The 26,321-nt window shown below is 55.5% G+C and carries 27 protein-coding genes; 15 read left to right on the top strand and 12 right to left on the bottom strand.

What is annotated here, in order from left to right; genetic code table 11:
• Positions 1-169: 169 nt before the first annotated feature.
• The 6 genes from J2T09_RS12205 (at position 170) to J2T09_RS12180 (ending at position 6,268) form a co-directional block, all read left to right on the top strand.
• On the top strand, positions 170-1,309 hold the full coding sequence (locus tag J2T09_RS12205; RefSeq protein WP_306834709.1) for a DUF262 domain-containing protein: 1,140 nt from the start codon (positions 170-172) through the stop codon (positions 1,307-1,309).
• A 1-nt stretch (position 1,310) separates the two neighbouring features.
• Positions 1,311-1,811 carry a hypothetical protein gene (locus J2T09_RS12200; protein ID WP_306834707.1) on the top strand — a complete coding sequence of 167 codons (501 nt, stop codon included), beginning with the start codon at positions 1,311-1,313 and terminating at the stop codon, positions 1,809-1,811.
• Positions 1,812-1,985: 174 nt separating this feature from the next.
• Complete coding sequence (locus J2T09_RS12195) at positions 1,986-3,137, top strand: plasmid recombination protein (protein WP_306834705.1); 1,152 nt, start codon at positions 1,986-1,988, stop codon at positions 3,135-3,137.
• Positions 3,134-3,808 (top strand): hypothetical protein, encoded by a 675-nt coding sequence (locus tag J2T09_RS12190; protein WP_306834702.1) that lies wholly within the window; start codon positions 3,134-3,136, stop codon positions 3,806-3,808. Before J2T09_RS12195 ends, J2T09_RS12190 begins: the two co-directional genes overlap by 4 nt.
• Positions 3,805-5,766: a DotA/TraY family protein gene (locus J2T09_RS12185; RefSeq protein WP_306834701.1), complete on the top strand. Its 1,962-nt coding sequence runs from the start codon at positions 3,805-3,807 to the stop codon at positions 5,764-5,766. Before J2T09_RS12190 ends, J2T09_RS12185 begins: the two co-directional genes overlap by 4 nt.
• Positions 5,767-5,932: 166 nt before the next feature.
• The gene (locus tag J2T09_RS12180) at positions 5,933-6,268 is read left to right on the top strand and encodes a hypothetical protein (protein WP_306834700.1); all 336 of its coding nucleotides are present in this window, start codon (positions 5,933-5,935) and stop codon (positions 6,266-6,268) included.
• A 396-nt stretch (positions 6,269-6,664) separates the two neighbouring features.
• Here the strand turns inward: J2T09_RS12180 and J2T09_RS12175 are convergent, their stop codons facing one another.
• From J2T09_RS12175 to J2T09_RS12155, 5 genes are all read right to left on the bottom strand, one after another.
• Positions 6,665-7,003 (bottom strand): hypothetical protein, encoded by a 339-nt coding sequence (locus tag J2T09_RS12175; protein WP_306834699.1) that lies wholly within the window; start codon positions 7,001-7,003, stop codon positions 6,665-6,667.
• Between the two features lie 4 nt (positions 7,004-7,007).
• Positions 7,008-7,337, bottom strand: coding sequence for a hypothetical protein (locus J2T09_RS12170; RefSeq protein ID WP_306834697.1), 330 nt, complete (start codon positions 7,335-7,337; stop codon positions 7,008-7,010).
• 62 nt (positions 7,338-7,399) lie between these two features.
• The gene (locus J2T09_RS12165) at positions 7,400-7,639 is read right to left on the bottom strand and encodes a hypothetical protein (RefSeq protein WP_306834695.1); all 240 of its coding nucleotides are present in this window, start codon (positions 7,637-7,639) and stop codon (positions 7,400-7,402) included.
• 33 nt (positions 7,640-7,672) lie between these two features.
• A complete protein-coding gene (locus J2T09_RS12160) occupies positions 7,673-8,197 on the bottom strand; it encodes a hypothetical protein (protein ID WP_306834693.1) in 525 nt (174 codons plus the stop codon).
• Between the two features lie 567 nt (positions 8,198-8,764).
• On the bottom strand, positions 8,765-9,007 hold the full coding sequence (locus J2T09_RS12155; RefSeq protein ID WP_306834691.1) for a hypothetical protein: 243 nt from the start codon (positions 9,005-9,007) through the stop codon (positions 8,765-8,767).
• Between the two features lie 769 nt (positions 9,008-9,776).
• Here J2T09_RS12155 and J2T09_RS12150 point away from each other — a divergent pair.
• A complete protein-coding gene (locus J2T09_RS12150) occupies positions 9,777-10,370 on the top strand; it encodes a hypothetical protein (protein ID WP_306834689.1) in 594 nt (197 codons plus the stop codon).
• A 142-nt stretch (positions 10,371-10,512) separates the two neighbouring features.
• Here the strand turns inward: J2T09_RS12150 and J2T09_RS12145 are convergent, their stop codons facing one another.
• Together J2T09_RS12145 and J2T09_RS12140 are read right to left on the bottom strand one after the other, a co-directional pair.
• On the bottom strand, positions 10,513-11,679 hold the full coding sequence (locus J2T09_RS12145; RefSeq protein ID WP_306834687.1) for a flagellin N-terminal helical domain-containing protein: 1,167 nt from the start codon (positions 11,677-11,679) through the stop codon (positions 10,513-10,515).
• A gap of 327 nt (positions 11,680-12,006) precedes the next feature.
• Positions 12,007-13,341: a hypothetical protein gene (locus tag J2T09_RS12140; RefSeq protein WP_306834685.1), complete on the bottom strand. Its 1,335-nt coding sequence runs from the start codon at positions 13,339-13,341 to the stop codon at positions 12,007-12,009.
• 233 nt (positions 13,342-13,574) lie between these two features.
• On the opposite strand from J2T09_RS12140, the gene J2T09_RS12135 reads away from it, so the two are divergent.
• Positions 13,575-14,267, top strand: coding sequence for a helix-turn-helix domain-containing protein (locus J2T09_RS12135; protein WP_306834682.1), 693 nt, complete (start codon positions 13,575-13,577; stop codon positions 14,265-14,267).
• A 116-nt stretch (positions 14,268-14,383) separates the two neighbouring features.
• Here J2T09_RS12135 and J2T09_RS12130 read toward each other — a convergent pair whose 3' ends face one another.
• From J2T09_RS12130 to J2T09_RS12115, 4 genes are all read right to left on the bottom strand, one after another.
• Entirely contained in the window at positions 14,384-15,265 is an 882-nt protein-coding gene (locus J2T09_RS12130) for a NaeI family type II restriction endonuclease (protein ID WP_306834680.1), read from the bottom strand.
• A gap of 34 nt (positions 15,266-15,299) precedes the next feature.
• Positions 15,300-16,265 (bottom strand): DNA cytosine methyltransferase, encoded by a 966-nt coding sequence (locus tag J2T09_RS12125; protein ID WP_306834677.1) that lies wholly within the window; start codon positions 16,263-16,265, stop codon positions 15,300-15,302.
• Between the two features lie 153 nt (positions 16,266-16,418).
• The gene (locus tag J2T09_RS12120; protein WP_306834675.1) at positions 16,419-16,841 is read right to left on the bottom strand and encodes a very short patch repair endonuclease; all 423 of its coding nucleotides are present in this window, start codon (positions 16,839-16,841) and stop codon (positions 16,419-16,421) included.
• Between the two features lie 159 nt (positions 16,842-17,000).
• Positions 17,001-17,453 carry a deoxycytidylate deaminase gene (locus J2T09_RS12115; protein ID WP_306834674.1) on the bottom strand — a complete coding sequence of 151 codons (453 nt, stop codon included), beginning with the start codon at positions 17,451-17,453 and terminating at the stop codon, positions 17,001-17,003.
• A gap of 78 nt (positions 17,454-17,531) precedes the next feature.
• Here J2T09_RS12115 and J2T09_RS12110 point away from each other — a divergent pair, with 78 nt between their 5' ends.
• Both J2T09_RS12110 and J2T09_RS12105 read left to right on the top strand, forming a co-directional pair.
• Positions 17,532-18,266: a dCTP deaminase domain-containing protein gene (locus tag J2T09_RS12110; RefSeq protein WP_306834672.1), complete on the top strand. Its 735-nt coding sequence runs from the start codon at positions 17,532-17,534 to the stop codon at positions 18,264-18,266.
• The gene (locus tag J2T09_RS12105) at positions 18,263-19,132 is read left to right on the top strand and encodes a thymidylate synthase (protein ID WP_306834669.1); all 870 of its coding nucleotides are present in this window, start codon (positions 18,263-18,265) and stop codon (positions 19,130-19,132) included. Before J2T09_RS12110 ends, J2T09_RS12105 begins: the two co-directional genes overlap by 4 nt.
• Before the next feature lie 49 nt (positions 19,133-19,181).
• On the opposite strand, the gene J2T09_RS12100 is transcribed toward J2T09_RS12105, so the two are convergent.
• On the bottom strand, positions 19,182-20,708 hold the full coding sequence (locus J2T09_RS12100) for a hypothetical protein (RefSeq protein WP_306834667.1): 1,527 nt from the start codon (positions 20,706-20,708) through the stop codon (positions 19,182-19,184).
• A gap of 518 nt (positions 20,709-21,226) precedes the next feature.
• On the opposite strand from J2T09_RS12100, the gene J2T09_RS12095 reads away from it, so the two are divergent.
• The 5 genes from J2T09_RS12095 (at position 21,227) to J2T09_RS12075 (ending at position 25,979) form a co-directional block, all read left to right on the top strand.
• Positions 21,227-21,316: a potassium-transporting ATPase subunit F gene (locus J2T09_RS12095; protein ID WP_153354446.1), complete on the top strand. Its 90-nt coding sequence runs from the start codon at positions 21,227-21,229 to the stop codon at positions 21,314-21,316.
• Positions 21,317-21,326: 10 nt separating this feature from the next.
• On the top strand, positions 21,327-21,485 hold the full coding sequence (locus tag J2T09_RS12090; protein ID WP_306834665.1) for a hypothetical protein: 159 nt from the start codon (positions 21,327-21,329) through the stop codon (positions 21,483-21,485).
• 65 nt (positions 21,486-21,550) lie between these two features.
• Complete coding sequence (kdpB, locus tag J2T09_RS12085; RefSeq protein ID WP_306834663.1) at positions 21,551-23,620, top strand: potassium-transporting ATPase subunit KdpB; 2,070 nt, start codon at positions 21,551-21,553, stop codon at positions 23,618-23,620.
• A gap of 109 nt (positions 23,621-23,729) precedes the next feature.
• Positions 23,730-25,406, top strand: a complete 1,677-nt coding sequence (gene kdpA / locus J2T09_RS12080) for a potassium-transporting ATPase subunit KdpA (RefSeq protein ID WP_306834660.1) — start codon at positions 23,730-23,732, stop codon at positions 25,404-25,406.
• Between the two features lie 12 nt (positions 25,407-25,418).
• Positions 25,419-25,979 carry a potassium-transporting ATPase subunit C gene (locus tag J2T09_RS12075; protein ID WP_306834658.1) on the top strand — a complete coding sequence of 187 codons (561 nt, stop codon included), beginning with the start codon at positions 25,419-25,421 and terminating at the stop codon, positions 25,977-25,979.
• The last annotated feature ends 342 nt before the right edge of the window (positions 25,980-26,321 follow it).

The raw sequence follows: 26,321 nt of genomic DNA, 5'->3' as shown, positions 1-26,321 counted from the left end.
AATGTGTTCGGCTACGACGATGATCCACAAACCGCCCTCTACAACGGCCATCCTGAGAATTTCGCCCTTTACCCTGTAATGCACAGTGGCGTATCAGAGTTAGAACTTTCAGCGAAATGGTCTACACGGGGGCGCAATCGCTGGCTCATTTGCCTGTAGGGAGGCCACTATGACTGAAAACGCCGAAGTCGAAATTCTGCCCGCCGAGCCGATTGATCCCGAAGCAAGCATAGAGCAACAGGAAGAAGCGGAGCGCGAAGTTGACGATTCCAATGAATCGCCACCGAGCGACATTGTTGCCTATAATGAGTTACGCTCCGGAGCAGACCTTCTCAGAATGTATCAGGAGGGTGACCTAATCATTCAACCTGATTTTCAGAGAGACGTAGTTTGGAAATCGACAGACCAGACTCGATTCATCGACTCCCTAATCAAGCAGCTTCCGATTCCCAGCATGTGTTTCGCTTACGATGCGAAAAAGAACGAGTGGTTGGTGATTGATGGCCTGCAACGCATCTCGACAATAGTCCGTTTCCTTAATGGAGAGGATTGGAGGCTTTCAAACCTTCCGGACATCGATGATGTACTTCGCAACAAATCGCCAGCGACCTTCAAAACAGCAAAACCTGGAACTGATCTCCGGAAGGTGTTTTCAAAAGTACAGAACCAGACAATACCAATTAACGTGTTGCGTTGTGATTTTTCGAAGCGTAGCCACAACGAGTACTTGTTCACGATTTTCCACCGTCTTAACTCGGGCGGCCTGAAGCTGAACAACCAGGAAATCAGGAATTGTATATACTCGGGAACATTTAATCAGGCTTTGAAGACCTGGGACAATGACCCTAACTGGCGAGCAGTCAACAATATGCAGCCGGGAGAAAAGTATCGCTTTGCTAAACAAGAAGCGATTCTAAGATTCTTCGCGTTTCTGCGGAACCGGGAAAATTATAAAGGTTCGGTCGCTAAATTTCTCAACGACTACATGTCCAGCAACAGACATGCAGATGACACGGTTATAAAAGAGCATGGCGACCTATTTACTCGCGTCGTAAAGGTTCTCGCTGAGAAGTTTATTACGCAACGTCCACCGTCTCGCATGCCTGGGACGGTGCTAGAAGCAATAATGGTCGGCATCGCAGAAAACCTCATACATCTTGAGGGTGCAACGGTTGCGCATTGCCAGCAGTTGCTCGTGAAGTTCCGGGCACATAATAGCATTTCGGACTCCGAGCTGGCAGAAGGCCTTTCAAAGAAAGACAAGGTTGACGCACGCCTTAACGCCGCAACGGCAATTTTCGCAGAATGATATGGTCGTAAAGAGATATATAGAGGAAAACCTCAAGCATCTCGACCAAGCTTATCGCGGGGAGGCGGATAACAAGAAGGCTACGTATTACTCAAAACTCGCGATACTTGAACTATGCGGTTGGATCGAAATCAGCATGGATGGCATCGTGCTAACTCACTGCACCAAGAAGGTTAAGCTCCCGAGTAATATCAAGCTAGTTGAGAACAACGTTAAAAGGACCTATGGTTTCGATTATGAGCAGCATTTTAGGAAAATGTTGATTCATCTTATCGGAATTCCAGCCTGCGAAAAAATAGAGCGCACCGTGGACGTTGGCGCCAAGGCAAAGCTAGAGGCGCAGCTGTCTTCGCTGAAAACGATGCGGGATCGTTTGGCACACACGTATATCAAAGGCACGCCACAAGCCAACTCGATCGACGCGCCGTCCGTAACCAAAGCTCGTTTGGCCGACATTTATGATGGCCTCAAGGCTTTCCAGAAGGCGCTAAACTCTCTGTAGCATCTGAATTGCGTGCGCTCGATACTCGCGTTGGCGACCAGATCGGTTGTTATCTCCATGAAATGGCCGATGCTTAGAACGCAGTGATAAGCTGTATTCGGTCTATACAGCTTATTTTTTCTTTGTTTTCTTTATCGCCGGCAGGCAGGCTTAGGCATTCCCTGAGTTTCCCTATTGGCCTACCAGTTCGCGCGTATCGAGCTCTACAGTCGCTCCGACAAAGCGGGGCGGACGACGGATTACATCTTCGATGAAGTCACGCGGGTTCCCTCTGCATCCGTCCACGTTCCATCGCCGAAGCCCCCAGAAGTCGTCCATGGCCTGCACCCCGATGCCGTGCGGGCGTTGCACGACCAAAGGGTGGTGGCCGCGAAGACCCCGCGGACCGACAAGGTTGGGAAAGTTACGTGGAAGGCAATCCGCAAGGATCAAAACACACTGGCTGGTCTGATCTTCTCTCATCCCGTGAGCATGGAGGAATATCGAGGCAGTGCCGAAGTTCGCCGTGATGTTGGCGAATGGGAACAGCGGTCAATTGCCTGGCTTCGAGCGCAGCACGGGGGCAGGCTGGTGTCTGTGGTTCGGCATACAGACGAGAGCCATCCACACCTCCACGCCTACCTACTTCCTGACGATAAGGAGATGCGAGCGGGCCTGTTGCATCCCGGATACCCGGCAAAAAATGCCGTACTCGCAGCCGGTCCGCTTCCGGGCGAAGACAAAAAAGCGATGGGGAAACGGGCTGACCGCGCATATGTCGCGGGAATGAAGGCATGGCTGGATGATTACCACGAGAAGGTCGCAATTCCGGCTGGCCTCACGCGTTTGGGTGCCGGCAAACGTCGCCTGACGCGGGCGCAATGGCATAAAGAGAAGGCTCAGGCGGCGGCGCTCAAGCAGGCCGTAAAGCGTGCTGCCATCGTAGAAGCCAAGAGCCGTGAATACATTGATCGAACCAAACGAAAGGCTGCCGTTATCACGGCTGAGGCCGCGGCGGTAAAGGCATCGACAGATCGTTTCAGGGGGGTGGGAGGGACGGTGCGTGCGGTTCTCGACGGTGCCCGCGAGTCCTCATTGCGTGAAAACCTAAGGAAACAGTTCGCTTTTGACATATCAGCAGCAACGGCCATGGCAGCAGCGGCCAAGGCGGAGGCTGCGAAAGCAAAAGCCTCACTGCGTGAGGCTGAGAAGCAGGCTGCAGACCAACGCCACGCCTTCAGGCAGCAGGCGCAGCGGCTCGCCACGGCACAGCAAAAAATCCGAAATTTGTCGCAGGCATTGGCCGCTGCGGTCGACGAACCAGCGCCAAGAGGGATGACACCATGACGGCAGGCGAAGAGATATTTCAGGAGAATTCCCATCTGGTTCTGCGGGACATTGGTATGACGCATCTCAGTTGGGAGCACGGGGCCGCGGTCGACATTGTGCGATGGTCTATGAATGTCCGTGGTCGGCCAACACATCATCGGCAGGCCTTCCTCGAAGCTGAGTCGCCAGCACTGCTCGCCTACCTGGAGAAGCTCGCAGCGTCGGGAGACATGACGGGCTGGCGGACCGTGGAAGCTCGAGTCCAGCTTCGAGCCGAGATTCTGCGGGAACGCGAGCTTCAACCATGCGCGCGCCCGTGGCTAGCCGCCATCTGGCAGACTCTCCCGGAGTTCGTTGCCTTGGGACAGTCAATCCTCGATCGCCCGACCAAAAAAAGTGGCCCAGTGCCCGATGCGGCCCCTGAAGCGTCGGATACCGCCACCGGTTCTGGGGGGGACGGAGACAATGGCAGTTCCGGAAAGGCTGGATCGGCGACATCGAACAAACCTCGCTCGCCGTCACGTCTTGCCCTGCCAATTGTCACGGTGACGCTGACAACGGCGGAGGAAAAGGCACTCGACCTCGGCAAAGACAGCGAGGATTCCAAGACGAAAAACGACATCACGCCTGATGGTCCAGGCGGGGCAGACGGTCCTGTAGGGCCAAAGCCGCCTGGAGGTATCAAATGATCGACCTGTTCGCGGAACCGTCTTCGACAAATCTGGCCTGGAAGCTTGTAACAGCGGTTTTGCCGTCCGACGCAACATCTGCATGGGGGCGCACGCTCCAAGTGTTCACATCGACATTGTTCGCATTTTGCTCGGCCCTGATTGCATACAACATCCTCTCGGGAATCGTGCAATCGGCCTATACGGGTAAAACACTTGGTGACCGCTGGCATCAGATTTGGACTCCGTTGCGCATCATCGTCGGCGCGGGTCTTCTGGTGCCATTGCCATCGACGGGCTTCTCGCCCGCGCATTACCTGCTTCGAGATGCCGTCGCCCGCGGCGGGATAAATCTCGCCGACGCGTCATGGGGCGTATTCGTAACGACGGTGGCCTCCGGGGAGACCACGATACTTCCGGTTTCGTCGTCGGGATCGACCGTGGCCATGTCGATCCTGCGACACGAGATATGTGCTGCCGTTTACAACACGGCCGGCGAGACATGGGGCTGGCAGGTGCCTTTGCCGGAGCCCGCCGGCTCCGTCTCGGGTCTTGGAATTCCCGGCTATGCTCAGAAGATCACATGGAGCTATGGCCCAACCTGCGGACATCTCTCGTACACGCTGCCGGATGACAGGGCAGCGTTTTCGGCCTCACGCAGCGAGGCGGTTGCGGAGATGATTTCTGCGTATCGGAAAGACGCACAGAAATATGCCAAGCTGGCTGCGCAGACATCAGGACTGTCGTCCGCCGAAGCTGTGACGAAAGCCATTTCCGGAAAGGTTCTGTCATCGACGATCGTGCAGGATATCCGCGCCCGCGGCGCGACGTTCGACACGAAAGTCTCCGAAGCGGCAAAGGTTGAGGCGGCGAAGGTTGAGGCGACATCGCGCTCCAAGCTCATCGAGAACGCAACACAGGAAGGTTTCCTGTCCGCCGGGACATATTTCCGAGCGCTTGGCCAGATCAGCGCGTTGACCACGACACTGGCAAATGAGATGCCCGAGGATGTAGCGCCGAGGACTGACGGCGATTTCGGTCAGGCGCTGGATCGGGCATTCAGTGTCCTCCGACAACAGGTCTCGGGGGAAAATGACAGAGCGAACCTATCGGCCAACGACTTTGCGGCCGCGGGCGATGAGGGCTCGACCTTCCTGGTGAAGCTGCTTGCTCCGATCTCGCGAGGATTGGCCGAATGGGGTGCATCGTCGTCGGCAGGGCCAGGTGATGCCATGTCAAACCTGATTTCGTCGGGACACGCGATGCTATCGATCGCCTGGACGGCAATAGCCGCTGGTGCCACGCTGATGGTCGCGTCCTCAAATTGGTTTTCCTCCGCGGTCGGCGCTGGCGGAGCCGCCGACTTTCTGCTCGGCTGGGGCAACTGGATTATTGGCGGTCTCATCTTTATCGGCAGTTTGCGGGCTTACGTAATCCCGATCCTTCCGTTCCTGTTTGTACTCGCCGCCGGCATCGCCCTTGTTGCCGCTCTGTTGGAAGCCATGATCGCCCTGCCGTTGTGGTGCCTCAAGTGGATGCGGATGGAAGGCGGTGAAGACTTCGCCGGCGAAGGCGTGCGGATGGGCTTGATGCTGACCGTCAACGTCTTCCTGCGTCCTTCCCTCGCGATACTGGCTTACTGTGGCTCCTACCCGGTTTTCGACATCGTTCTCCGGACAATGGACTCGATGTGGGCAACCGCCTTCCTGGCCCAGACTGGTGGCGCGGTCGTCGGCCTCATCGGCTTCCTGATCATGTCCATCATCCAGCTTTACCTGACCTGGTACGTCGATCTGAAATTGTTCGGGCAATCGTGGGCGCTCCCCGATCGCGTTCTCGGATGGCTGGGCCTCCCGGGAACCGCCGGGGAATCGAGCATCGCCTCAGGTGCTATCGGCGGAATGCTCAGTCTTGCCGGACGCGGAATATTGCCCAAAACTGGGATGGCGATGCTGACAAAAGGGGGCAAACCGAAATGAAGAAAACTACGGTGTGGACAATGTTCGGACTCACATTGGCCGCGGGCTGTGGGCTTGCGGGGCTCGCTCATTTGTCGGCGACGTTGGTGACGCTGACGGTTTTCCTTTCCGTGTCGGCATACCTCGTAACCTTGCTCGACATGTTCGATAGGTCGAGGAGTGGACTATGAAGTTCGTAATTGCCGCCGCTATTGGTTTGCTGACTACGGGAACCGCTTCAGCCGACACCCTTCGGTTTCCAGCTTCCCGGGTTAATCTCGGTGTCTCTCAGGTCGATGTCGCCTTCGCGGTGTATATGCACCCCGACTGTGCTGGCCGCTGGTCGGTGGGCTATCCTGCCGGCTTTTCGTTCAAGCGTGGAAGCCCCACCGGAGGCAACTTGTACGGCAATCCCGGGCGTGGTTCCTATGACATCTCTTTGACAACGGATGCCTGCTCCACACGGGGCTCGACATACGTCGAACCGGCCCACACGACCTGGCACAAAATCGTCGTCTATTAAGTCCGGGAAACAGTAGCAAGTTTCATTTTGTATTTTGTAACTTGCTATTTTTACTCAGTATTTCTGATTTTTTTGTTGACGAACCCAGGGGCTTGTCGCATCATTTAATAGTCGAAGGGACGCAAGGAACTACGACCGTTATCGCTCCCCGCGAGGGGTTAGGATTTGACAGGGTTTCGAACCTGGATTTTCCGGATATCGATCCCCATGAGGGATTATCGACCGCCGAACGGCGGCTCTGAATTATATAGTTACTGAACATGTAACATGTACTCGTTGACCGCCATGTAGGTGGATTGAGTGGGCGGCTTTCGGGTCGCCCTTTTTCGTTTCCGATCGATGGGTGGTGTGTGATGGGCAATCCGTTCTCTGAGCAAAGGAAACACGCCGAATATCTCACGCTTCGTTCTCAGTCGTGGACATGCCTATGTCGCCCATAGAGGCCATTTTGTCCTTGATCTGGTCACCGTCGTATCCCTTTTCCATAAGAGCGAGGCGGACCAGGTTTCTGAGGATCGCAATGACATCATGGCTTCGGGCATCGGCATCGCATTCTGGAGCAAGCTTGGAAATGTAAGCGCGCATCATGCGTTCGAGACCGCCACCTTCGACAGCGGCCAAATAGGCATCGGCAACGGCGCGGGCATCGGGCCGGCGGAGGGCTTTCGCCTTCCGCCGGTTCTTGGCTGCATACGCTGCCTGACGCTTCTTGTAGCTCAGCGCAATATCGCCCATGACATCAACGACGCATGATGGCGAGAGCAACGGCCGTCGCGTTGTCGCCGTAGGTGTTGTCCAGCCGTCGCCACGTCCGTTCTTCAGAAATCTCGTCGGCCTGCCGTGAGAAGTCTGCGGCGTAGAGCATCGCCTGCAGAACCGGAAGCTCTCCCGTTGAGAGTACGCCAGCGAGTTCCTTGGCCCTTTTTACCAGGTGGCCAGTGTCCTTGTCATTGGCAGCTCGAAAACGGCTGCCGTAATGATCCCAACTCAGGCAGCTGCCGATGTCGAAACCGAGTTTCCTTGCAACGTCCTCGACGGGATCGAGGTTCTTCCATGTTTCAAAATCCATGACGTTAATTCCTTTATTAGTGTCATCAGCATCTCACGGCGTGAGATGCTGATGAAGTGAAATCAAGCAGTGACGCAAATTAGTGCGCGCAAGCCTGCGTCTTCAGATGCGCGCCGCGCCTCCGCAGCGCTTACGGTGACACCGGACGCGATAACGTCGCAGGCATCAACAACGTCCCATTCGAAAGTGCCGTCACCGCAATATGTGACGACGAGATCGAGAACACGATCACCGAAGACAAGCCCCGCTGCTTCTCCGTAGACATCTGCGTCGGGCTTCCACTTGCTGAGTAGTGCTGTCATTTTGGTTCTCCTTTTGATTGGACGAGTGTTTTTTCAGTCTTTGCCGCATACTTGGACAGCCGCGAGCTTCGGCAGTCGGAGGATGTCCATCGCGTTGTATCGGGCCAGCGCTGGGGTCATGGTGCGGTTGTCCGCAAGCTGGTCCTGCGCCGCCGAGAGGAAGTCCAGCGAGAGTTTCGGCGGCAGCGTAATGCCGCGCAGCCCCTTCACCAGGTTCGTCGCCGAGTCTACTAAGTGGATGTCGATGTAAAGCCGCTGCTCGCCGCTGATGACATCTGGAAGGTTGAGGCGGTCTTTCGGGATGATCCGGATATCGAATGGGCAATCGAAAATCAGGTTGCCGGGGAACTCGAATACCCAAAGAAGCAGGGGGCCATCCTTGATGAAGCCAGCCTTCATCTTCCCGTTCCGGATTGCCTGAGCCTCTGAGCGCTCGATGCCTGGCATCCCAATAAGCAACAGATTGCCATCGGTTGTCAGGAAGTTCGCCTTCGCTCCCTCCATGTTCCGAAGGCGGATGGGATAAGAACCGCCTCGTTCTATTTTATTCATATTCATGCGTAGTCCTTTCTGTTGGCAAAGCTTCGCCATCCGGAGCGATTGCCGGTTGAATTGTTCGATGTTGTTTTTGGTAGGCGTTTTGGTCCGGTAGTCTGTCGTTATGACCAGGTCAGCTTAGGAGGCAGATGGAGGGAATTGCAATCGGCTGAGCAGAACCGCCGTTCGAAATTGGGCCGAATCGGGCGCAAATTGGGTCGAGTTTGGAGCATGGTATTTTAATGAAGACTCCAACTTTCGGGGTCCTGTGGACAACTGGAACTGAGGTCTTCCAGACCAATTTTTTACCTTGAGGTTTTCTGCCGGGCGCGCGAATTCCAAAACCCTAAGACACTCGAAACGGCACGTTTTGCGAAAAGCAAGAGAAGCTTTTAGATAATTTATTCACTTCCGCTGCCTCGCGAAAATTTTCAGTCCGACCAGCGCTGGTAGCAGAAGCCAAACGAATACATTGATGGATTCCACGGCGTGAGGTGCCTTATTCGCGACGACGTACAGCAGCGCGAAGGCAGCCAACGCGAGCGGCAGTGAGAGGATGCGGAGAACGAGCAAGGTTCTGTCCTCCATTCAGGATTTGGCTTCGAGGCGGCGGAATGCACGGATGCCGTCGCGATGGAACTCGCGCTTCATTTCGTCGGCTGTCCCGGGGATGCGCGAGCGCCGAACGAGGTGCCGTGCGGAGGTTTTGGGATCGAGCCGGTATAACGATGCCAAATAACAGATGAGGCCACCGAACTGGTCACGGTGATTAACCTCTTCAACCTGGACGAAAAATGTCATGCCCGGAATGGTGGTGGTGCTGACCTGCATCTGAGTGCTCTTTCTGTCTGTTTCCTATGCCTTTTTAATATCATTCCGTGAGAAGGGAGCCCAGGAGATAACGCGGCTTGGTTGTATCGTGCCGGAGGCGAGGTTAACGAAACAGGTTGGATTTTACGATTTTTCGGACGTGATGATCTGTTCCCTGTTCGATGCGGGCCGCAGGCCAAAGCTTCGGACCCGCCCGTAGGGCGGCCTTGATGTTCCCCGTCCCGATGCCTCGAAGATCGCCGGCGTTCGCAGTGGCAGTCACCCGCAGGGCCGCAACGAAGGGAAGGACGGCAGCGCCGTTGACCGAACGAGAACGCTGGCAGGCTTTGCGGTGAGGGTTTTGAAATGAATTCAGAGGTATCAGCCCCATCCAAACATATATTAGTGCCGTACGAGCCTTATACGCGCCTGTAGGGCGCCTTTTCCAAGCAACATGGCCCACAAGGCCTGCCGGTGCGGGCATCGCACCCCGGATCAAAGATGAGCATATCGGAGCGGCAAGCATAGCGTTCCTCGTAGACGAGGATGGCGCGGTAATTCGCGCATGCCGAGACCGGAAAAAGGGGTAGCCGCAGGAGGTTCAGCATCGCGCCGCCATGGCGGGAACCGGGATCGACTGCCCCCGGAGAGGCATTCCTTTTGATGTGAAGGTGCCTCCGGTAAATCTACCCATACAGATAGCAGTTTTCTAAACCGGACTTCTTATGCGGCCTTTAATCGCTGTTGCGCACACTTACCCAAGCTTTAATTGACAGTAGGGATTGAGACTATGTTGGGTGTTGGGAAAGTAAAGAAAATCGAGGGAACGGTGGCGCAGTTAAGCCAGCACCAGTTGATGCGAGACGGTGCATATTATGAGTTTGTGACGATCGATGCGGATGACGGCAATTCATACAAGATCAAGAGGGTGATCGCTGGAGCGGATGTAAACCAGGACCTTCAGGTCGGAAATCATCTGGCACTTTACGTCCTGCCATTCCGCAATTTCTTCACCGCTTTCCTCAAGAGAAACGTGATCTTGGCGACCGAAACGGAAAGAGGTGTCAGCGCCGGCCTCCGCCTATCCAAGCAGGTATTCGCTTTCCTTGGAACCGCATTCATGGTCGGTTTCCTGTCGGTTCCTTATCTCTGGCTTATGACAACGGCCATTGCATCGACTTATGCGGTGAGAAGAGAGTTTGGGGGATCGACAGACGGTTTCGGGTTTGCCTGGCTGATGGGAACGATACCGCTCTGGCCGTTCCTTCATCTTCTCGTGGTTATGGCAATCATAATGATCAAGGCCAACATCGTGAAACTACGACTAACAGGCGGAAGGCGCACGCAGACCCTATCAAATGGCCGGGTTCTTCAAGAGCTTTAGGCACGCGGGGTAGCGTTCGGTTGGTTTCACATGGGCGGCGTGGCAAGGTGCGCTACGCTGCCCATGGTTACGCCGTTATCAGCATCCCAAGAACATGCCGGGCCGCGTGGAACGACCGATCGACGGAGGCTTGACCAAGCCCTCAGGCGGTAAATAGCGCCATGATTGCCGAGGGCTGTTGATTGGCTATGCTGAGCGCCTGGACAGCTAATTGCTGCTGGGTTTGCAGCGCGTTCAATCTTGCCGAACTCTCTTCCATATCGGCATCGACCAGAATGCTTACCCCCCTCGTGACGGTATCGATCCTTTTCAAGTTGTCTTCGTCACGGGCTTCAAGAGCATTCTGTATGGAGCCGAGATTCGCCATGCGATCCGTCAGATCGCCGAGCTTGGAATCGATATAATTCACGAGATGAGAATACTGTAGCTGCCTGTCACCGCCGTGGCGGGCGATGTTGTTCTCGATGTTCATCAGGACGTAGGACGGGTTGACATCGTAGGCTTCAGGTTCGCCCGTGTCCGGATTGCTCACAGGGATGTTGTACCAATACACGGCGGCGGGAACAAATGATCCTGCCGTTGGCAGGATGTCCGACGAGTCAAACAGAGATTTCTCGGGATTGTATTGGCCGGGATAGGTCGTTGGATACGAGCCCACATCATCGTTGAGCAGAAGGAAATCCATCGCGTCGATGTCGAGCGTCTGCACTTCTCCCTGAGCGTACCCCACCACAAAGGTGTGTACCTTTTCGCTCGCCTTCACCGGATCGTCTTTCGTGTGATACAGCAAATTTACTCCCGCGAAGGAAGCCGACATCATGGCCGCCCGTGCCTGGTTCTGGTACTGCTGCATATGTCTTTCGATACGCGCAACACTCGATGTCGCGTAATATTCGTCGGCCACGAAACCGCCGATTATAAGGTTTTTGAATTCGGGGGCGGGCTCCTGGCTTGCCATTATGGCTAAATCTCTAATCTCGACGAAGCTGTCACGCACCGTCTCCATGGCACTATAGGCCGTCTGCACGATGCCCGTGGCTAGGCCCACACCCTCCGCTACAGCCGTCATTGCCTTGGTATCCGACCTCATCGTGGTCGAAATCGACCAATAGGCGACATCATCCGACGCTTCCGAGACTCTTAGTCCCGAAGAGATATCACGTTGGACACCGTTTAGGTTTGATCCTATGTCTCTCAGAACGCCAAGCGCCGACATCGCAGCGGTATTCGTGATCAAACTCGTCATATATCCCAATCCGCGCGGCGTTTTCCGCACGCGACTAAAAAATCCTTGAAAAGCAAACGCCATGAACATGAGCCTGTTCGCGGAACCTCCGCGACCTAAACATGGTTAAAACAGATTAACAAAGAAAAGCAGGGATAGGGAAAAACTACCCTCTCGTGAGGAGCGAGACGTATTTTTTCGGATTGATCTGCGATTGCTTGGAGCGGGTAGACCTCGCCCTCTTGTCGTTGTCAGCGTGTCCACGAACTCACCGAGCTGCCGAAGGTTCATTAGCGCGCCGTCTTCGCGACAAGACAGGATGTCGCTGGAAGCCATTCCTCTAAAAGAGAATTCCTTACTATATAAAGAAAACGGGACATTACATCTCAACTGACTGAAATATATGATTAATCATGAGGTGGTTGTCGTTTTATTCGTGGAATGCACGGGTAGGTAGCGAGAAAGCGTTTCGGGATCAGGTGCTTGCCATTCGCCCGACTTCTCCTTCTCCAGCATCTGGGCTAGCTCATTCTGAACATCATCGTAATAAGCGCCCGACTCTTCGAACCAGTCCCGAATGTAGGCAAGTTTGGCGAAGCTCTCGGGAGATGCCTCTGCGGTCTTGTCCATTATGCCGAGGACAAAGTCCACGGTTTGGAAGGCATCAAAGCACAGCGGAAAGCTACCCGTGAAACCCTTCAGTTCACGCATGATGGTGCCCAACCGCCTCACAGCTTTTCTGGTATCCGGGTCGGTGATCATTGATGCGAGATCGGACAGGTTCTCCGCCATGTCGTCGCCGGCATAGGAATGATATGCCCGCTCCAGCCAGGGCAGAACTGGTGTTATGTCGAACAAGATTCGTTCGAAACGGAAGATCGCATCCAGCTTGTTACTCGGATGGAATCGGCCAGTAACTGCCATGTCGATGACAGCCATAGCATCGATGACCACGGGATCGGCCCAGAAATATTCGGTCGTGGTTTCGGTTTGGGGAGACGGGTACCGGATCGGTGCGTAGCGATCGAGCCGCTTCTCTTCGGCGATCCACGTTGCGGCTTCGGATAGCGAGGGAAAACGGCGCCCTCGATGAATGCCGCAGATGTCATCGACGACAACAATACTGTAGCTCAAATTTGCCGCCGAAATCTCCGCCAGCATGGTCTTCAACCGCTTTCTCCGGGAGGTTCGTGTCGTCGCCGGCACCTGACGCGCCTCCGCGCCGTCCCACAGCGCCGCACCCAAGCGGTCCATTTGAATTATACCGTAGGCGCGCCTGTCGAATGTCTCGTCGAGAATTCGGGTGAGTTCTTGGCCCGTCTTCGATAGCTTTCGGATTTTGGCTTCGCGCCTCGGAGCAATGCCCTGTCGCGACAGGTGTCGGGCAACGGTGCTTACTGATTGGCCGGTTATCCGCGCCGTATTGCGGATCGATGCGCGCCCGAAGTCTTCCCCGGATATTTGATATGCTGCAGGTGTCAGGAGAAACATCTTGGCCCGCTCTTCGCGGCTGCGCTTCGGTTTATAGCGAGGACGATTGTACCGATTCATCGTCCATCGGACGACATCATCGATGAGGGCTCTATCATTCTTCGCGCTTGTTGCGGCGGAGCCACGGGCATCGCGCCAGCGGCCCATGAAGTCTTCACAGACAGCCCTCAGCGCCACCGCTTCCTTACCGTGCTCGTTCACAAACGAATATGCCGCTTTCCGAAGGGCATCGAACTCTTCTTGATTTTCGCTCACTTCCGCCGCTCTCACTCGCGATTTACACATCAATGCTGTGGCGAATGCCGGAAGATATCAAGTGGCCTGCGATCTTACACTGGGTTTGCGCCCGAAGCGTCGAACTCGTCAATTATGCAAAGTGATCAATCGTTTGTTCGCCTCATGTTGGGGCATAAAAATCACCCCTCAAACAATGCAATTGTTCTTTTTTTGCTCTTGGCTTTTGTTGCTGCGATTGAGAGGCCGACTGCATGCTAAAAGACAAGCCATTTACCGCCATTACCCAGAAGATGCTGGATGCATGGATCGAAACCGATCCAAGCCAGCCGGCAGAGCCGCAAACAGTCTATGCGGGTGCCCTGGATTTCTTATCCATCAAGATGAGGTTGACCGTTTTCCGCATTGAAGGTGATGATCCTCTGAAGTGGCGGATGACACCCGTGCGTCACTCCGGTTTCACGTCGAGCCTGATTAATGTGAACAAGCTTTTCGAGGACCAGAGGATAGGCGATTTCAAGGATCAGGCCTACATGGCAGAGGCGGTCATTCCTCGCCTGAAGCAGGTGATCACCAACCAGCAGCCATCTATGGAGCTCGTCAAAACGCGGATATTTGGGATCAACCTGGGCTACGATCGAATTTTGATACCGCAACGGACAACCGGTCGTCCCGCGTGGGTGATCTCATCGTCATATGCACGTTTTCTTCTCGATGCCCCGAAAAGCCACAACAAGTTCGACATTGATGATGAGGCCGTTGTGCAATTGCTGTTGGAGGGCTGCACTGCGAAGGAAATCGCGACTCAGCTAGGTTTGTCACATCGAACCGTCGAGCATCGTCTGGACCGACTGAAGACTCGGTTTGGTGCTCGGAATTTGGTCCATCTTGTTGTTATGCTGCTTGGAGGGCATGTGAACAGAGAGAAGAGTGGCAACGTAAATTAAGTTGCGTTCACTTTAGTCCGACAGCGAACGAGTCAATTCGATCGCAGCCACTTGGGCCCACGACTCAGGCGAACGCCGAATTTGAAGATTGATCCTCGTGCGGCTGTGCGTGCCTATCAATCGATATGATCGCGAGCCCGGAGAAGCGTGATGTCATCTGGGTCGACTGCGTGGTACGAGACAAATTCTCTGGAAGTGACGGGGCCAAGACCAAACCTCTCGATAAGATCACGGTCTTTCGATCCCCACAGTATGGCTATGTGTTTTGGCCCGAGTATGTCGCGAGCGCCACCATTCTTCCGGAGACGCTTCATGTAGTCGTCCTGTTGCCCAATCGCCTCAACTTGGCTTCGTGAAATCGGTTGACCTTGGATGCGTTCAAAAAGAGCCGCCAGCCGCCATTTCCCAGTCCCGGCCTCCATAATTGCTCTCCGCTCTACGACGGGCAGGACCTCCCAGAAATTCTTCGGGTAGGGCTGATTTCTCAAAATCCACCAGATGTGAACATATTGTGCAGCGGCGATCTGCCCCTTTTTGTCCTGGTTATTGCTTAGGCGAAGGTATTCGGGTCGGCAGACAACGAGGCCAACATCGCACAAGGCGGTACGCTCGTTCGCTTTCATCAAGATTGCAGGACGGCCGATGCTTTCCCTCGGGATCATCCAGTCTCGGGCGGTTGTCATCTTGATGTCGACCTCGATACCGTTGACGGCCAGGTCCAGAATTTTCCCTTTGGGCATTTTGAGAAAATTGCGAAGCAGGATTTCGACCTTCGTCCCTATGTAGGTCTTTTCTGTCTTCTCGATCTCCCCGAGGGTGAACCTGTTTGTTCGCGGCGCATCGATCACCTCGTCAAAGGCTTGTCGGAACAACCCTGTCACCATTTCCGTGAAAGAGTCGATACCGCCGCCGGCGGAAACGATCGCACTTTCGATGGCTGACAGGGTTGCGAAGTCCTGATGTAGCGAATCAAGGGGGACATGAGACATGCCCGCCATGATTGATGGACATAGTTAGCGCAATGTTAATACGTTATCCCGCGAGCGCCGAAACGGGATAGCTGGCGCGCGTCTCTATCGCCTCACGGATTTTCGAAGCCACAGCCTTAGCAACAGGTGGTGGAAACGCGTTTCCAACCTGGCGATAAGAAGCTGTCTTTCGTCCGTGAAACTGCCAAGCATCATCGAAGCCCTGTATACGGGCTGCCATGCGAACGGTCAGGCGCGGCATGCCGACAAAGTCGCGCTCAGGGGCTTCATCTGCAATAGACTTGCCATTTACGCCAAGCGTTGCCCAAGCCAGCTTTGCGCGAGTTGGCCCAAGGTCCGGGCCTCCATGTTTTTTCGACCCACCGACCAGCGTCGGGGCGACATCATTGGCTCGCTGCGCCCAAGATTTCGCTCCCCTCCAGCCATTGGCGGCCATCAGGTCAAAAAGAGTTTCACCTACAGTCGGCGCGTCGTACGGTGATGGAGCTGGCCATTCAAATTGATCTTTGATGTCGTCGCGAAGAGCAACGATCAGAACACGTGGCCGTAATTGTGGGACACCGTAGTCGGACGAGTTAAATAGGCGCCAATGGGCATCGTAGCCTAGCTTTTTTAATTCGCCTTTGATGAAACCCCGATAATCTTCGAATACCGCAGACAGAAAGCCGCGGACGTTCTCAATCATAATTGCTTTGGGGCGTGTTTCATCGACTAGACGGATTGCAGCGGGAAAGAGGTTTCTTTCGTCTTTATCGCCTAACTGTTTTCCGGCGATGGAAAACGGCGGGCACGGAAGCCCGCCGGCCAAAAGATCGATGCCCTTGTATCCCCTACCGTCGAAAAGGGACAGGTCTTCCTCGTGGACAGTCCATTGTTTCCGGTTCAAGCGAAGCGTTTCACAGCAATCGCGATCGATCTCCACAACACCAGAGTGATCGAAGCCAGCCAGCTCTAGGCCACGAGCTTGCCCGCCGGCTCCGGCGCACATTTCGAGCGACGTTAGCGACATTGGAGGCCTCCATAACAAAAAACATCATGAACAAAAGAAGAACGTTCTCGCCATAGCATGCCGACCGAATCAGCGCAACGGTTCATCCTTCAAACCTATGGATACAAGGTTTCCTCAACCTTAACCGGAGGAACGTAGCCAGAACCCACAAGATTACCTTTCGCCAAGGAAACTTGAGATGCGTGCATGCACAAAATCCATGTTTCTCAATTCACATTCCCAAATGACGAGGACCTGCCAGCCCGCTGCTTCGAGGAGAGCGACATTGTTCTCATCGCGTTCGACGTTGCGGTCCATTTTCGGCCCCCAGTACGCCCGATTTGATTTTGCCTCGGAGCGTGCTTCCCGGCACGAGGAATCGTATCGCAGGTGGGCGTGCCAATAGCACCCTCTGACTTCGATGATTTTCCGCCGTGGCCCGAACGTCAAGTCTGGTTTGCCAGGCAAATCCTTGCGGTGGAGGCGGAAGCGGTAGCCCATTGCATGAACAAGCCGACGGACTGCTAACTCCGGACCAGTGTCCTTCGAGCGGATGCGCTTCATGTTAAGGCTTCGCTGTTCCGTCGTTTCCGTCATTAGTTCTCCATCGCGCCCGAGAGGGCTGCTGCGGCCCTTTCCAAGTAAAGGTCTCTCGCCCCCGCGTGGCAACCTGCGCTCATCGCCATTTCGCAGACGCTCGGACGATGCCTAGCTACATCTGCGATATCGTGTTGAACCAGACGAGCTTTTCTCAAGCTAAACCGCAACAGCAACAAAAGGGCGAAATCTTAATGGTGAGTTTTCCTGAAGCAATTTTGAATGCTGGAATTCAACGGACCATTTTTGAAGCGAGTAGTCGGGAGCTGGCGCGACAAGTTCAGAAATCCCAGACTGAATGATGGCTCTCATGCAGGATGCACACGGGAATAGTGTCGAATAGACTGAACATCCAGTCAGGCTGATGCCTCTTCTTGCTGCGGAATAGATAGCTGCCCGCTCTGCATGCTCCACCCAGAACGTCTTTGAGTCATCATCGTTCAAGGCGATATGCACGGGGAGGTGTAGGTCGCCAAATAGTTCATTACATGCTGATGCGACGACATCACCTGACGGACTTGAGATGACAACACCAACCTTCCTCGTTTCAATCGGGCTTCGTTTAGCCTCCTGGCGAGCCAGTGACATCATCTCATCGTCAAATTGTTCCACTTTGCATTCCTCTGTATTTCCGCGCATCCATCGCTTGGTGTATGCGTGCATCCAATTGCCATATGGGGTACTTGTGACATGATGCTGACGGACAGGGAAATTAGGGAAGCCCGCCTCGTCTCTTTCGATAACGATGGTCGATATAGCGCGACCTCATACGATTTGTCGGTTGACACGATAATCGATTCAACGGGCATCACCTATCGAGGCGAAGGGTACTCTGTGAAGCCCCAGGAAATTGTATGGGTAATATCGCGTGAGCGCATTGAGCTTCCCGCCAATATCACAGCACACGCGGTCATCAAAACGAGCCTATGCAATTCCGGCCTTCTCGCGCTGAATATCGGAATTGTCGACCCGGGCTGGCAGGGCCCCTTGGCGACCGCCATTATCAACTTTTCGAGCTCGACGTACTACTTGAAGCCTAAAGAAAGTTTTCTTCGATTGAGCTTTTTCAGACACGAGACCCCCTCGAAACATAAGGCCTATATAATCGACGCGAATAATTACCTAGAGGACAAAAAGAAAGCCGCGATTGAGACATTCGGATCGACCTTCCTTGATATCGATGGTTTGGCGAAAAAGGTTAGCAGCAATCTTATAGGTGGAGCCAAAGAGAAGATTTTCTTCTGGAGTGCTGCGGCAGCTATTCTGCTTGGTTTCCTGTCCGTCTTCATTGCCGTATCAACTTACTTGATGCCCTGGAGTGGGCCCTATCAAGGCCACTTCGACGACCTCGAAAAGCGGGTGACAGTTCTTGAGGCGACTTCTAAGAAGGCTACCGCCGAGGAGCGGCAGGTAGGTGCAGAATGAGGTTTGATAACGCAAACGACATGCTCGCCAAATTGGCCGGATATGTTCTAACTAATGGGACACGCTCTGCCCCACGCGGCTCTGGTACGATTGAAACGCTAGGTGTCAGCTTCACACTCACCAATCCGCTGGCACGAGAAATCACGCTAGCTTCCCGGAAGTTTAGCTTGCCGTTGGCCTTAGGTGAACTTGGTTGGCATATTCGTGGCGACGATGACGTTGAGGCGCTTGCCTATTACGCCGGCGCTTGGCGAAATTTCACCGATGATGGCGAACGGGTAGCGGGTAGCTGCTATGGTAGAAAGCTAATGGCAGTCGACGCAAGCGGTTCATCTGCATGGCAACGTTTGGTGAGTTTATTCAAACACGATCCATCAACTCGACGCGCAACATTCAGCTTCATAAACAACGATGAAGATTTAGAAAAATCGAAAGACATCAGTTGCGTGAGCAGTATTCAGTTCCTTCTTCGGAATGGTCGCCTTGACCTATTTACGTTTATGCGGAGCAATGATCTGTTTTTGGGCGTGCCATATGACGTTTTTCTGTTCACTTATATGCAGGAATTAATGAGCCTCGACTTAAATGTAGAATTAGGTGAGTACCATCACTACGCAACTTCTCTGCATATTTACGACAAGCACGTTGAAGACTGCCGAAGGATTGCCGAGGATCGTTCATCAGACGAGGGGCTTTCGATCCGATCTAGATCGCGAGGCGATCTTGTCGAGTTGGCTACGGCTGAAGCGGTAATAAGGAACACCGGGTCAGTTGAGTCGTATAACGGCCCCTTCAAAACGTATGTCGAAGAGCTGCTGGCTTTTAGAGAGAAAAAGGATGCGTGGCGTTCTCATCTAGCGAGTTAGTAGAGAGATAAGGGGGGGCTAGCTCGTGAATGGTCGGCTGATCATAAATCTAGAGATTGCTCTGGGCCGGCATCCATTCTGATTTGAGGATGTCGTACTCATCCAGAACTGCATCCGCCCAGATTTTCATCGCCTTGCGCTTGAGTTGCAGATGTTGTGCGCCGCCGTAGGCCAATCTGGTGATGCGCGCGATCCGCTGCTCTCTGCTGTCATCGCCTTCGACATCCAACTTGTCGGTTCGTCTCACTTCGTGAGCAAGTACCACCGACGCGCCACCAGGAATGCCGGCCTCGTCCAAGACCTTGGTGATGGTCCGGCGCAGATCGTGTGGTGTCCACCATTTGATACCGTTTGCCGACAGTAGATCGACCGCCATTGCCCGCTTCCTCGTGAGGGTGTCTCGTGCGCCCAGGCGCTGGACGACAGCAAGGGTCGAGGAGCGGTGAATGTGAATGTCGTTTAGTCCCCGCTCTGAAGGCAACAGCCATTGGCTATCAGTTCTCTTTACCAGTTCGAACTTATCGGCCATGTGTTGGACCAGGCGCGGCGGTATCGGAAGGACGTGGGCAACTCCAGCCTTCATGATACCTTCGCCCCAGGCTGCTAGATACCAGCCTTCATTGTCAGGGTCGGGAATGTAGTCTGCTCTTTGTATGGCCAATGCAGCGCCCTGCCTTTGGGCGGTAAGGCATACCCAGTGGAATGCAGCGGCAACGCCATCGCGGATGCCATACTTATGATCATGCTTTGCCTGCATGCGTCCCGGCAGGCGTTTTGTGGTGTAAATGTCGGTGAGTATCAGGGTTTTGGCCAATCCCTCCAACCCGGGATTGCGGGTACGAGGTTTGACGGTGCGACCGACCGTCAAAAGCTTCCACCACGGGTCGACGCGTTCAAGACCGGATTGTCCACCATGAACAGATTGGCAATGGCTGAGAATAGTGCTGACGTTTGATACTGCTTTCCCCGCAGGGGAGGGGGAGGCATGCTTCTTGAGCATTACGTCGCGAATGCGTTCGATGTCGGCCCTTTTCAGATTTACGGCCGGCATGTTCAAAAGGTCGGCGAATTCTGGTTTTGAGAATGTCGACTTCAAAGTGGATACGGTTGTATCCCTCCACGGCTTCGTCGCCTTGCTGTCCGTCTTGTCCTCGATCGTCTTCTCAATGCACCGCTGTAACGTCCACGTTCCGCTCTTCGGGCGCATTTCCCGAATGATATCGTCATGCGAGAGGTTGAGGTTGTTTTCGACGACATGGTGATGCTGCCGTAGAAACTCCTCGGCGTAGGGCTCGCCGCCGAAATCGATCTGTCGCTTGACCTTGTCGGCCAGTTCCCGTGCGGCTTTGATCGAGGGGATATACCAGCCCTCTCCCTCATGCGCCCAACCGAGCGTTTTGCTGATGCCCTTGTAACGCAGAAAGAAGGCTACCTTCTCACCCTTCAGGCGAAGCGAAAGACCTGTGCATTTGAGGTCGGTGATGTAGTGGCTGCCTTTGTGGCCTGGGCGGGCGGCTTTCAGGAAGTCAGATAGGTGCGAGGGACGGAGGTCTGCTTTCTCGGAAATCGTTGTCATTGATGTCTTCAATTCGTTTTCTGGAACACGTCTGGAACATTTGCCTGTCGAATTTGAGGTCTTTCTGAGGCTACCAGGGGAGTATGCTGTTGTCTTGAATTGAGGACAGTTATTGAAAAATATCGTTATATGTCAACATATTGGAGAAAAATAAAATACTCCGAATTCCATCGGAGTCTTGCGATAACGCTAGGCTTTAGGTTTGTGGCACCTGAGGTCGGTGGTTCGACCCCACTCAACCGTACCATTCCCCTCTCCCGATAAGTCTGAAAGTCACAAGGACTTCCCGGGAGAGGGGAAAATTTCTCCCCCCGTGATCCCGATCTGCCGTGTCGTCGCGCGAATACGCCGCCATGCGCTCGCCTCCCATGTCCGGGCCGCCCCGCATCCGTGCGCACCAAATCCCTATAGGATTCCTATTTCTTTCACCCGCTCCCCGTCTCGAATTCCTACGCCCCCAAGGCGCACATGAGCCTTGCCGGAATATCGTGCCGGCGATGGTATCCAAGGGGCTGACAATGGCATTCGACTATATCCTGAGCGGGGGCGTGACGGTTCTGATTACCGTCTATCTCGCCTATGCGCTGTGGCGACCGGAACGGTTCTGAGGCACTCGTGATGTTCTATCTGACCAAACACTGCCGCCAATCCGTCGAGCGACTGATTGATAACAGACAGCTTTGCCGGGCTTCCAGCATCATTCTGGCCATGTGTCTGGTGTCCGGGCTTGGTGTCGCCGTACTGTCGTTGATCCTGCGACTGACGCAGGCTGTCTGACCAAGTCTGTCTGACACAGGCCTTCCGGCGCTTTCCAATTCTCTCAACATGTAATGGGGTCTCGTATGAGCCAGCCCAAAAGCGCGAGCATGTTCGATGCCCGCATCCTCGTGCCTGCCATCGGCGGCGCTTTCACCAAGCTTGATCCGCGAACCATGGCCAAAAATCCGGTCATGTTCGTGGTGTCCATCGTCTCCGCACTCACCACCATCCTGTTCGTCAAGGATTTGGCGACCGGCGCGGAAGGCCTCGGCTTTTCCTTCCAGATCATCCTGTGGCTCTGGTTTACGGTGCTGTTCGCCAATTTCGCCGAAGCCGTCGCCGAAGGCCGCGGCAAGGCGCAAGCGGAAAGCCTGCGAAAAACCCGCACCGAAACGCAGGCAAAACTTCTCACCTCCGCCGATGGTCGCGCGTGGAAAGAGGTCCCCGGCACCGCGCTCAAGGTCAACGATATCGTGCTGGTCGAAGCCGGCGACATCATTCCGTCCGATGGCGAGATCATCGAGGGCATCGCATCGGTCAACGAAGCGGCGATTACCGGTGAATCCGCGCCTGTCATCCGCGAATCCGGCGGCGACCGCTCGGCCGTGACCGGCGGGACGCAGGTTCTGTCCGACTGGATCAAGGTGCGCATCACCGCCGCTGCCGGTTCCACCTTCATCGACCGCATGATCGCGCTGGTCGAAGGGGCCGAACGCCAGAAGACGCCGAACGAAATCGCGCTCAACATCCTGCTCGCCGCAATGACGCTGATTTTTGTCATGGCCACCGCCACCATCCCGGCCTTCGCCTCCTATGCCGGCGGCGCCATCCCGATCGTCGTGCTCGTCGCGCTGTTCGTGACACTGATCCCGACCACGATCGGCGCGCTTCTCTCGGCCATCGGCATTGCCGGCATGGACCGCCTCGTGCGTTTCAACGTGCTCGCCATGTCCGGCCGTGCGGTGGAAGCTGCCGGTGACGTTGATACGCTGCTGCTCGACAAGACCGGCACGATCACGCTCGGCAATCGGCAGGCCACCGAGTTCCGTCCGGTCAAAGGCGTTTCCGAACAGGAACTGGCCGATGCGGCCCAGCTTTCCTCGCTTGCCGACGAAACGCCGGAAGGTCGCTCCATCGTGGTCCTCGCCAAGGAAAAATACGGCATCCGTGCCCGCGACATGAAAGAGTTGCACGCCACATTCGTGCCCTTCACTGCCCAGAGCCGCATGAGCGGTGTCGATTTCGACGGTGCCTCGATCCGCAAGGGCGCGGTCGATTCCGTCTTCAAACATCTGCAATTGCAGTCGGTCGCCGGCGGCAACGCGATGTCTGAAGCGGCAATCCGGGAAGGGCAGGCGATTGCCGACGAAATCGCCAGGGCCGGCGGCACGCCGCTCGCCGTGGCGCGGGATGGAAAACTGCTCGGCATCGTCCACCTCAAGGATATCGTCAAGGGCGGCATCCGCGAGCGTTTTGCCGAACTCAGGAAGATGGGCATCCGCACCGTCATGATCACCGGCGACAACCCGATGACGGCAGCAGCGATTGCCGCCGAAGCAGGCGTCGATGATTTTCTGGCGCAGGCAACACCGGAAAACAAGCTGCAACTGATCCGTGACGAACAGGCCAAGGGCAAGCTGGTTGCCATGTGCGGCGACGGCACCAATGATGCGCCGGCACTGGCGCAGGCCGATGTCGGCGTGGCCATGAATACCGGCACGGTCGCCGCCCGCGAAGCCGGCAACATGGTCGATCTCGACAGCGATCCGACAAAACTCATCGAGATCGTCGAGATCGGCAAACAGTTGCTGATGACGCGCGGTTCGCTGACGACGTTTTCGATTGCCAATGACGTGGCCAAATATTTCGCCATCATCCCGGCCATGTTCGTGACGCTTTATCCGGGCCTCGAAGCGCTCAACATCATGGGCCTGCATTCGCCGCAAAGCGCCATCCTGTCGGCCATCATCTTCAACGCCTTGATCATCATCGCGCTGATCCCGCTGGCTTTGAAGGGCGTTGCCTACAAGGCGATCGGCGCCGGCCCGCTCTTGCGCCGCAACCTGCTCATCTACGGCCTTGGCGGTCTCGTCGTGCCCTTCATCGGTATCAAGCTGATCGACATGATCATCGTCGCCCTCAACCTCGCCTGATCGGAGACTTTTATGACCATTCTTTACCTCATCCTCGGGCTGGTCGTCTTCGGACTGCTGTTTGCCCTCGCCTCCGCGCTCGATCGCGCCTGAGGCCGGAGACATTTCGATGACACAGGCAATTCTCTTCGTATGCTTCATACTCGGTGGAACGGCGCTGCTTTCCTGGCCGCTCGGTCGTTACATGGCGTGGGCCATGGACCCTGCCGGAGGGCAGGGAAAGCCGAACGGTTTCACCGCGCTGTTTCAGGCGATAGGCGGTTCCGTCACACGGCAGGAGCAGGGCTGGAAACGTTATGTCGTTTCCCTTCTCGGTTTCAATCTCGTGCTGTTCGTCACCTGCTTTGCCATCCTGGCGCTGCAGCAATATCTGCCGCTCAATCCTGATGCCAAAACGGCCATCGAAGGCAGCCTGAACTTCAACACGACGGCATCCTTTGTCGCCAACACCAACCTGCAGCATTATTCCGGCGAAGTGGTGATGAGCTATTTCTCGCAGCTCGCCGCGCTGATGTGGTTGCAGTTCGTTTCGGCAGCCGTTGGTCTCGCCGTGCTGGCTGCATTGTCACGCGGTCTTGCCGGCCGGGCGCTCGGCAATTTCTTCGTCGATGTGCAGCGCGCGACATTCCTGGTGCTGTTGCCCGCGGCCTTCATCGTTGCCGTTCTGTTGCTGCTGACCGGGTTGCCGATGACCTTTCATGGTTCGGTCGTGGCGACAACGCTTGAAGGTATCCAGCAGACCATCGCCCGTGGCCCCGTTGCCGCCTTTGTTTCCATAAAACAGCTCGGCACCAATGGCGGTGGCTTTTTTGGCCCGAACTCGACGCATCCGCTGGAAAACCCCAGCTTCTGGTCGAACGTCGTGCAGACCATATCGATCATCATCATCCCGATGGCCTGTGTGTGGATGTTCGGTCGTATCATTGGCCGCATGAAACATGCCGCTGTGCTTTTCACCGTGATGCTGATCCTCATGGGCACACGCATAGCAGGCGCTGTCGGCTTCGAATCCGTTCCAACGCAGGCCTTCAACGATCTACCGATCACTCAGGATGTGGGGAATCTCGAAGGCAAGGAACTGCGTTTCGGCGCGTCCGCCGGGCCGCTCTGGGCGGTGTTGACCACCTCGACCAGCAACGGCTCCGTCAATGCCATGCATGACAGCCTCAATCCGCTGACCGGCATGATGCCGATGATCGGCATGTGGCTGAACGAGGATTTCGGCGGCGTCGGCGTCGGCATGGTCAACATGTTCCTCTACATCATCGTCGGCGTCTTCATTGCCGGCATGATGATCGGCCGCACGCCGGAATATCTCGGCTGGCGGGTCGAGGCGAAGGAAGTGAAGTTTGCCATGATGGGGCTTCTGTCGCACGGCTTCTTCATTCTGGTCGGCACGGCGATCTTTGCCGCCACGCCATGGGGTGCGGCGACGCTCAACAATATCGGCCCGCACGGTTTCAGCGAGATCCTCTACGAATTCTCGTCGGCTGCCGCCAATAACGGCTCCGGCTTCGAGGGGCTGGGCGACAACACGGTCGCCTGGAACATCGCCACCGGTCTGGTCATGCTGTTTGCCCGTTTCATCCCGATCATCCTGCCGCTTGCCATTATCGGCTCGCTGTCGGCCAAACGCCGGGCAACGGAATCCTCCGGCACGCTTTCGGTCGAAGACGGCACGTTTGCCGGCATGCTGACGGCAACCGTCATCATCGTCGGTGCGCTCACCTTCTTTCCCGCCGCCACGCTCGGCCCGATCGCCGAACACGTCACCCTCATGAAATAGGAGGCCCAGATCATGGAAACTCTCATCTCCAGCCTTCGCATCACCGTCGCCACAATGGCCATCTGCGTCGGCGCCTATTCCGCAGCCGTCTGGGCGGTCGGTCGGGCGGTCACGCCCGACACGGCCGAAGCCTCGATCATCACAAGGGCAGACGGCACCGTCATCGGCAGCCGTCAGCTGGCGCAGGCTTTTACGCAGCCGCGCTATTTCTGGCCGCGTCCTTCGGCGGTCGATTACAACGGCGCGGGCGCCGGCGGCTCCAACAAGTCGCCGACCAGCACTGACCTGACGGATCGTGCGGCGCAGGCCGTGGCGGCTTATGGGGCAACAGTGGAAAATCCGCTTCCGGCCGAACTGGCCGCCGCTTCCGGTGCCGGCCTTGATCCGCATATCACCGAGCGCGCCGCGCTCTATCAGGTGGCGCGCATCGCGCAGGCGCGCAACATTCCGGCCGGTCAGGTGGAAAAGCTGATCTCCGACAAGGCCTTTGCGCCGGGCGGTGTGTTCACGCCGGAAAGGATCGTCAACGTGCTCGACATGAACCTCGCGCTGGACAACGTTCAGATCAGGTAAGTGAAAACAGCCCCGGCAGCGTGCAAACATTGCCGGGGCTTGCGAAGGGCGCATATGGCAATATTCAGACCCGCGCCCTCCCAGTTCCATAGGCGATAGCTCGGCCCCCGGCCGGATCCGTCACATCTTTCTTGCCGATTTTTTGCGCAACTGAATGAAATTTCAGTCACGGCATCCGGCCTGCTTTCGGTTGCAGACTGTGCTGACGCGACGTCGTGGACAACTAGTGCGAGTTTAAATCGCGCAAAGCGCAACTTTTTGCAGTGATCTGCAGGTTGATAGGCTCGCTTTTCCAATTTTCCTGAAGGTATATATTAAGGTTATTCGCCGTCTTTGTTTGGG

The organism is Neorhizobium huautlense, from assembly GCF_030811685.1.
Lineage (GTDB): Bacteria > Pseudomonadota > Alphaproteobacteria > Rhizobiales > Rhizobiaceae > Neorhizobium > Neorhizobium huautlense_A.
This window is presented reverse-complemented; position numbering and strand designations above follow the sequence as displayed.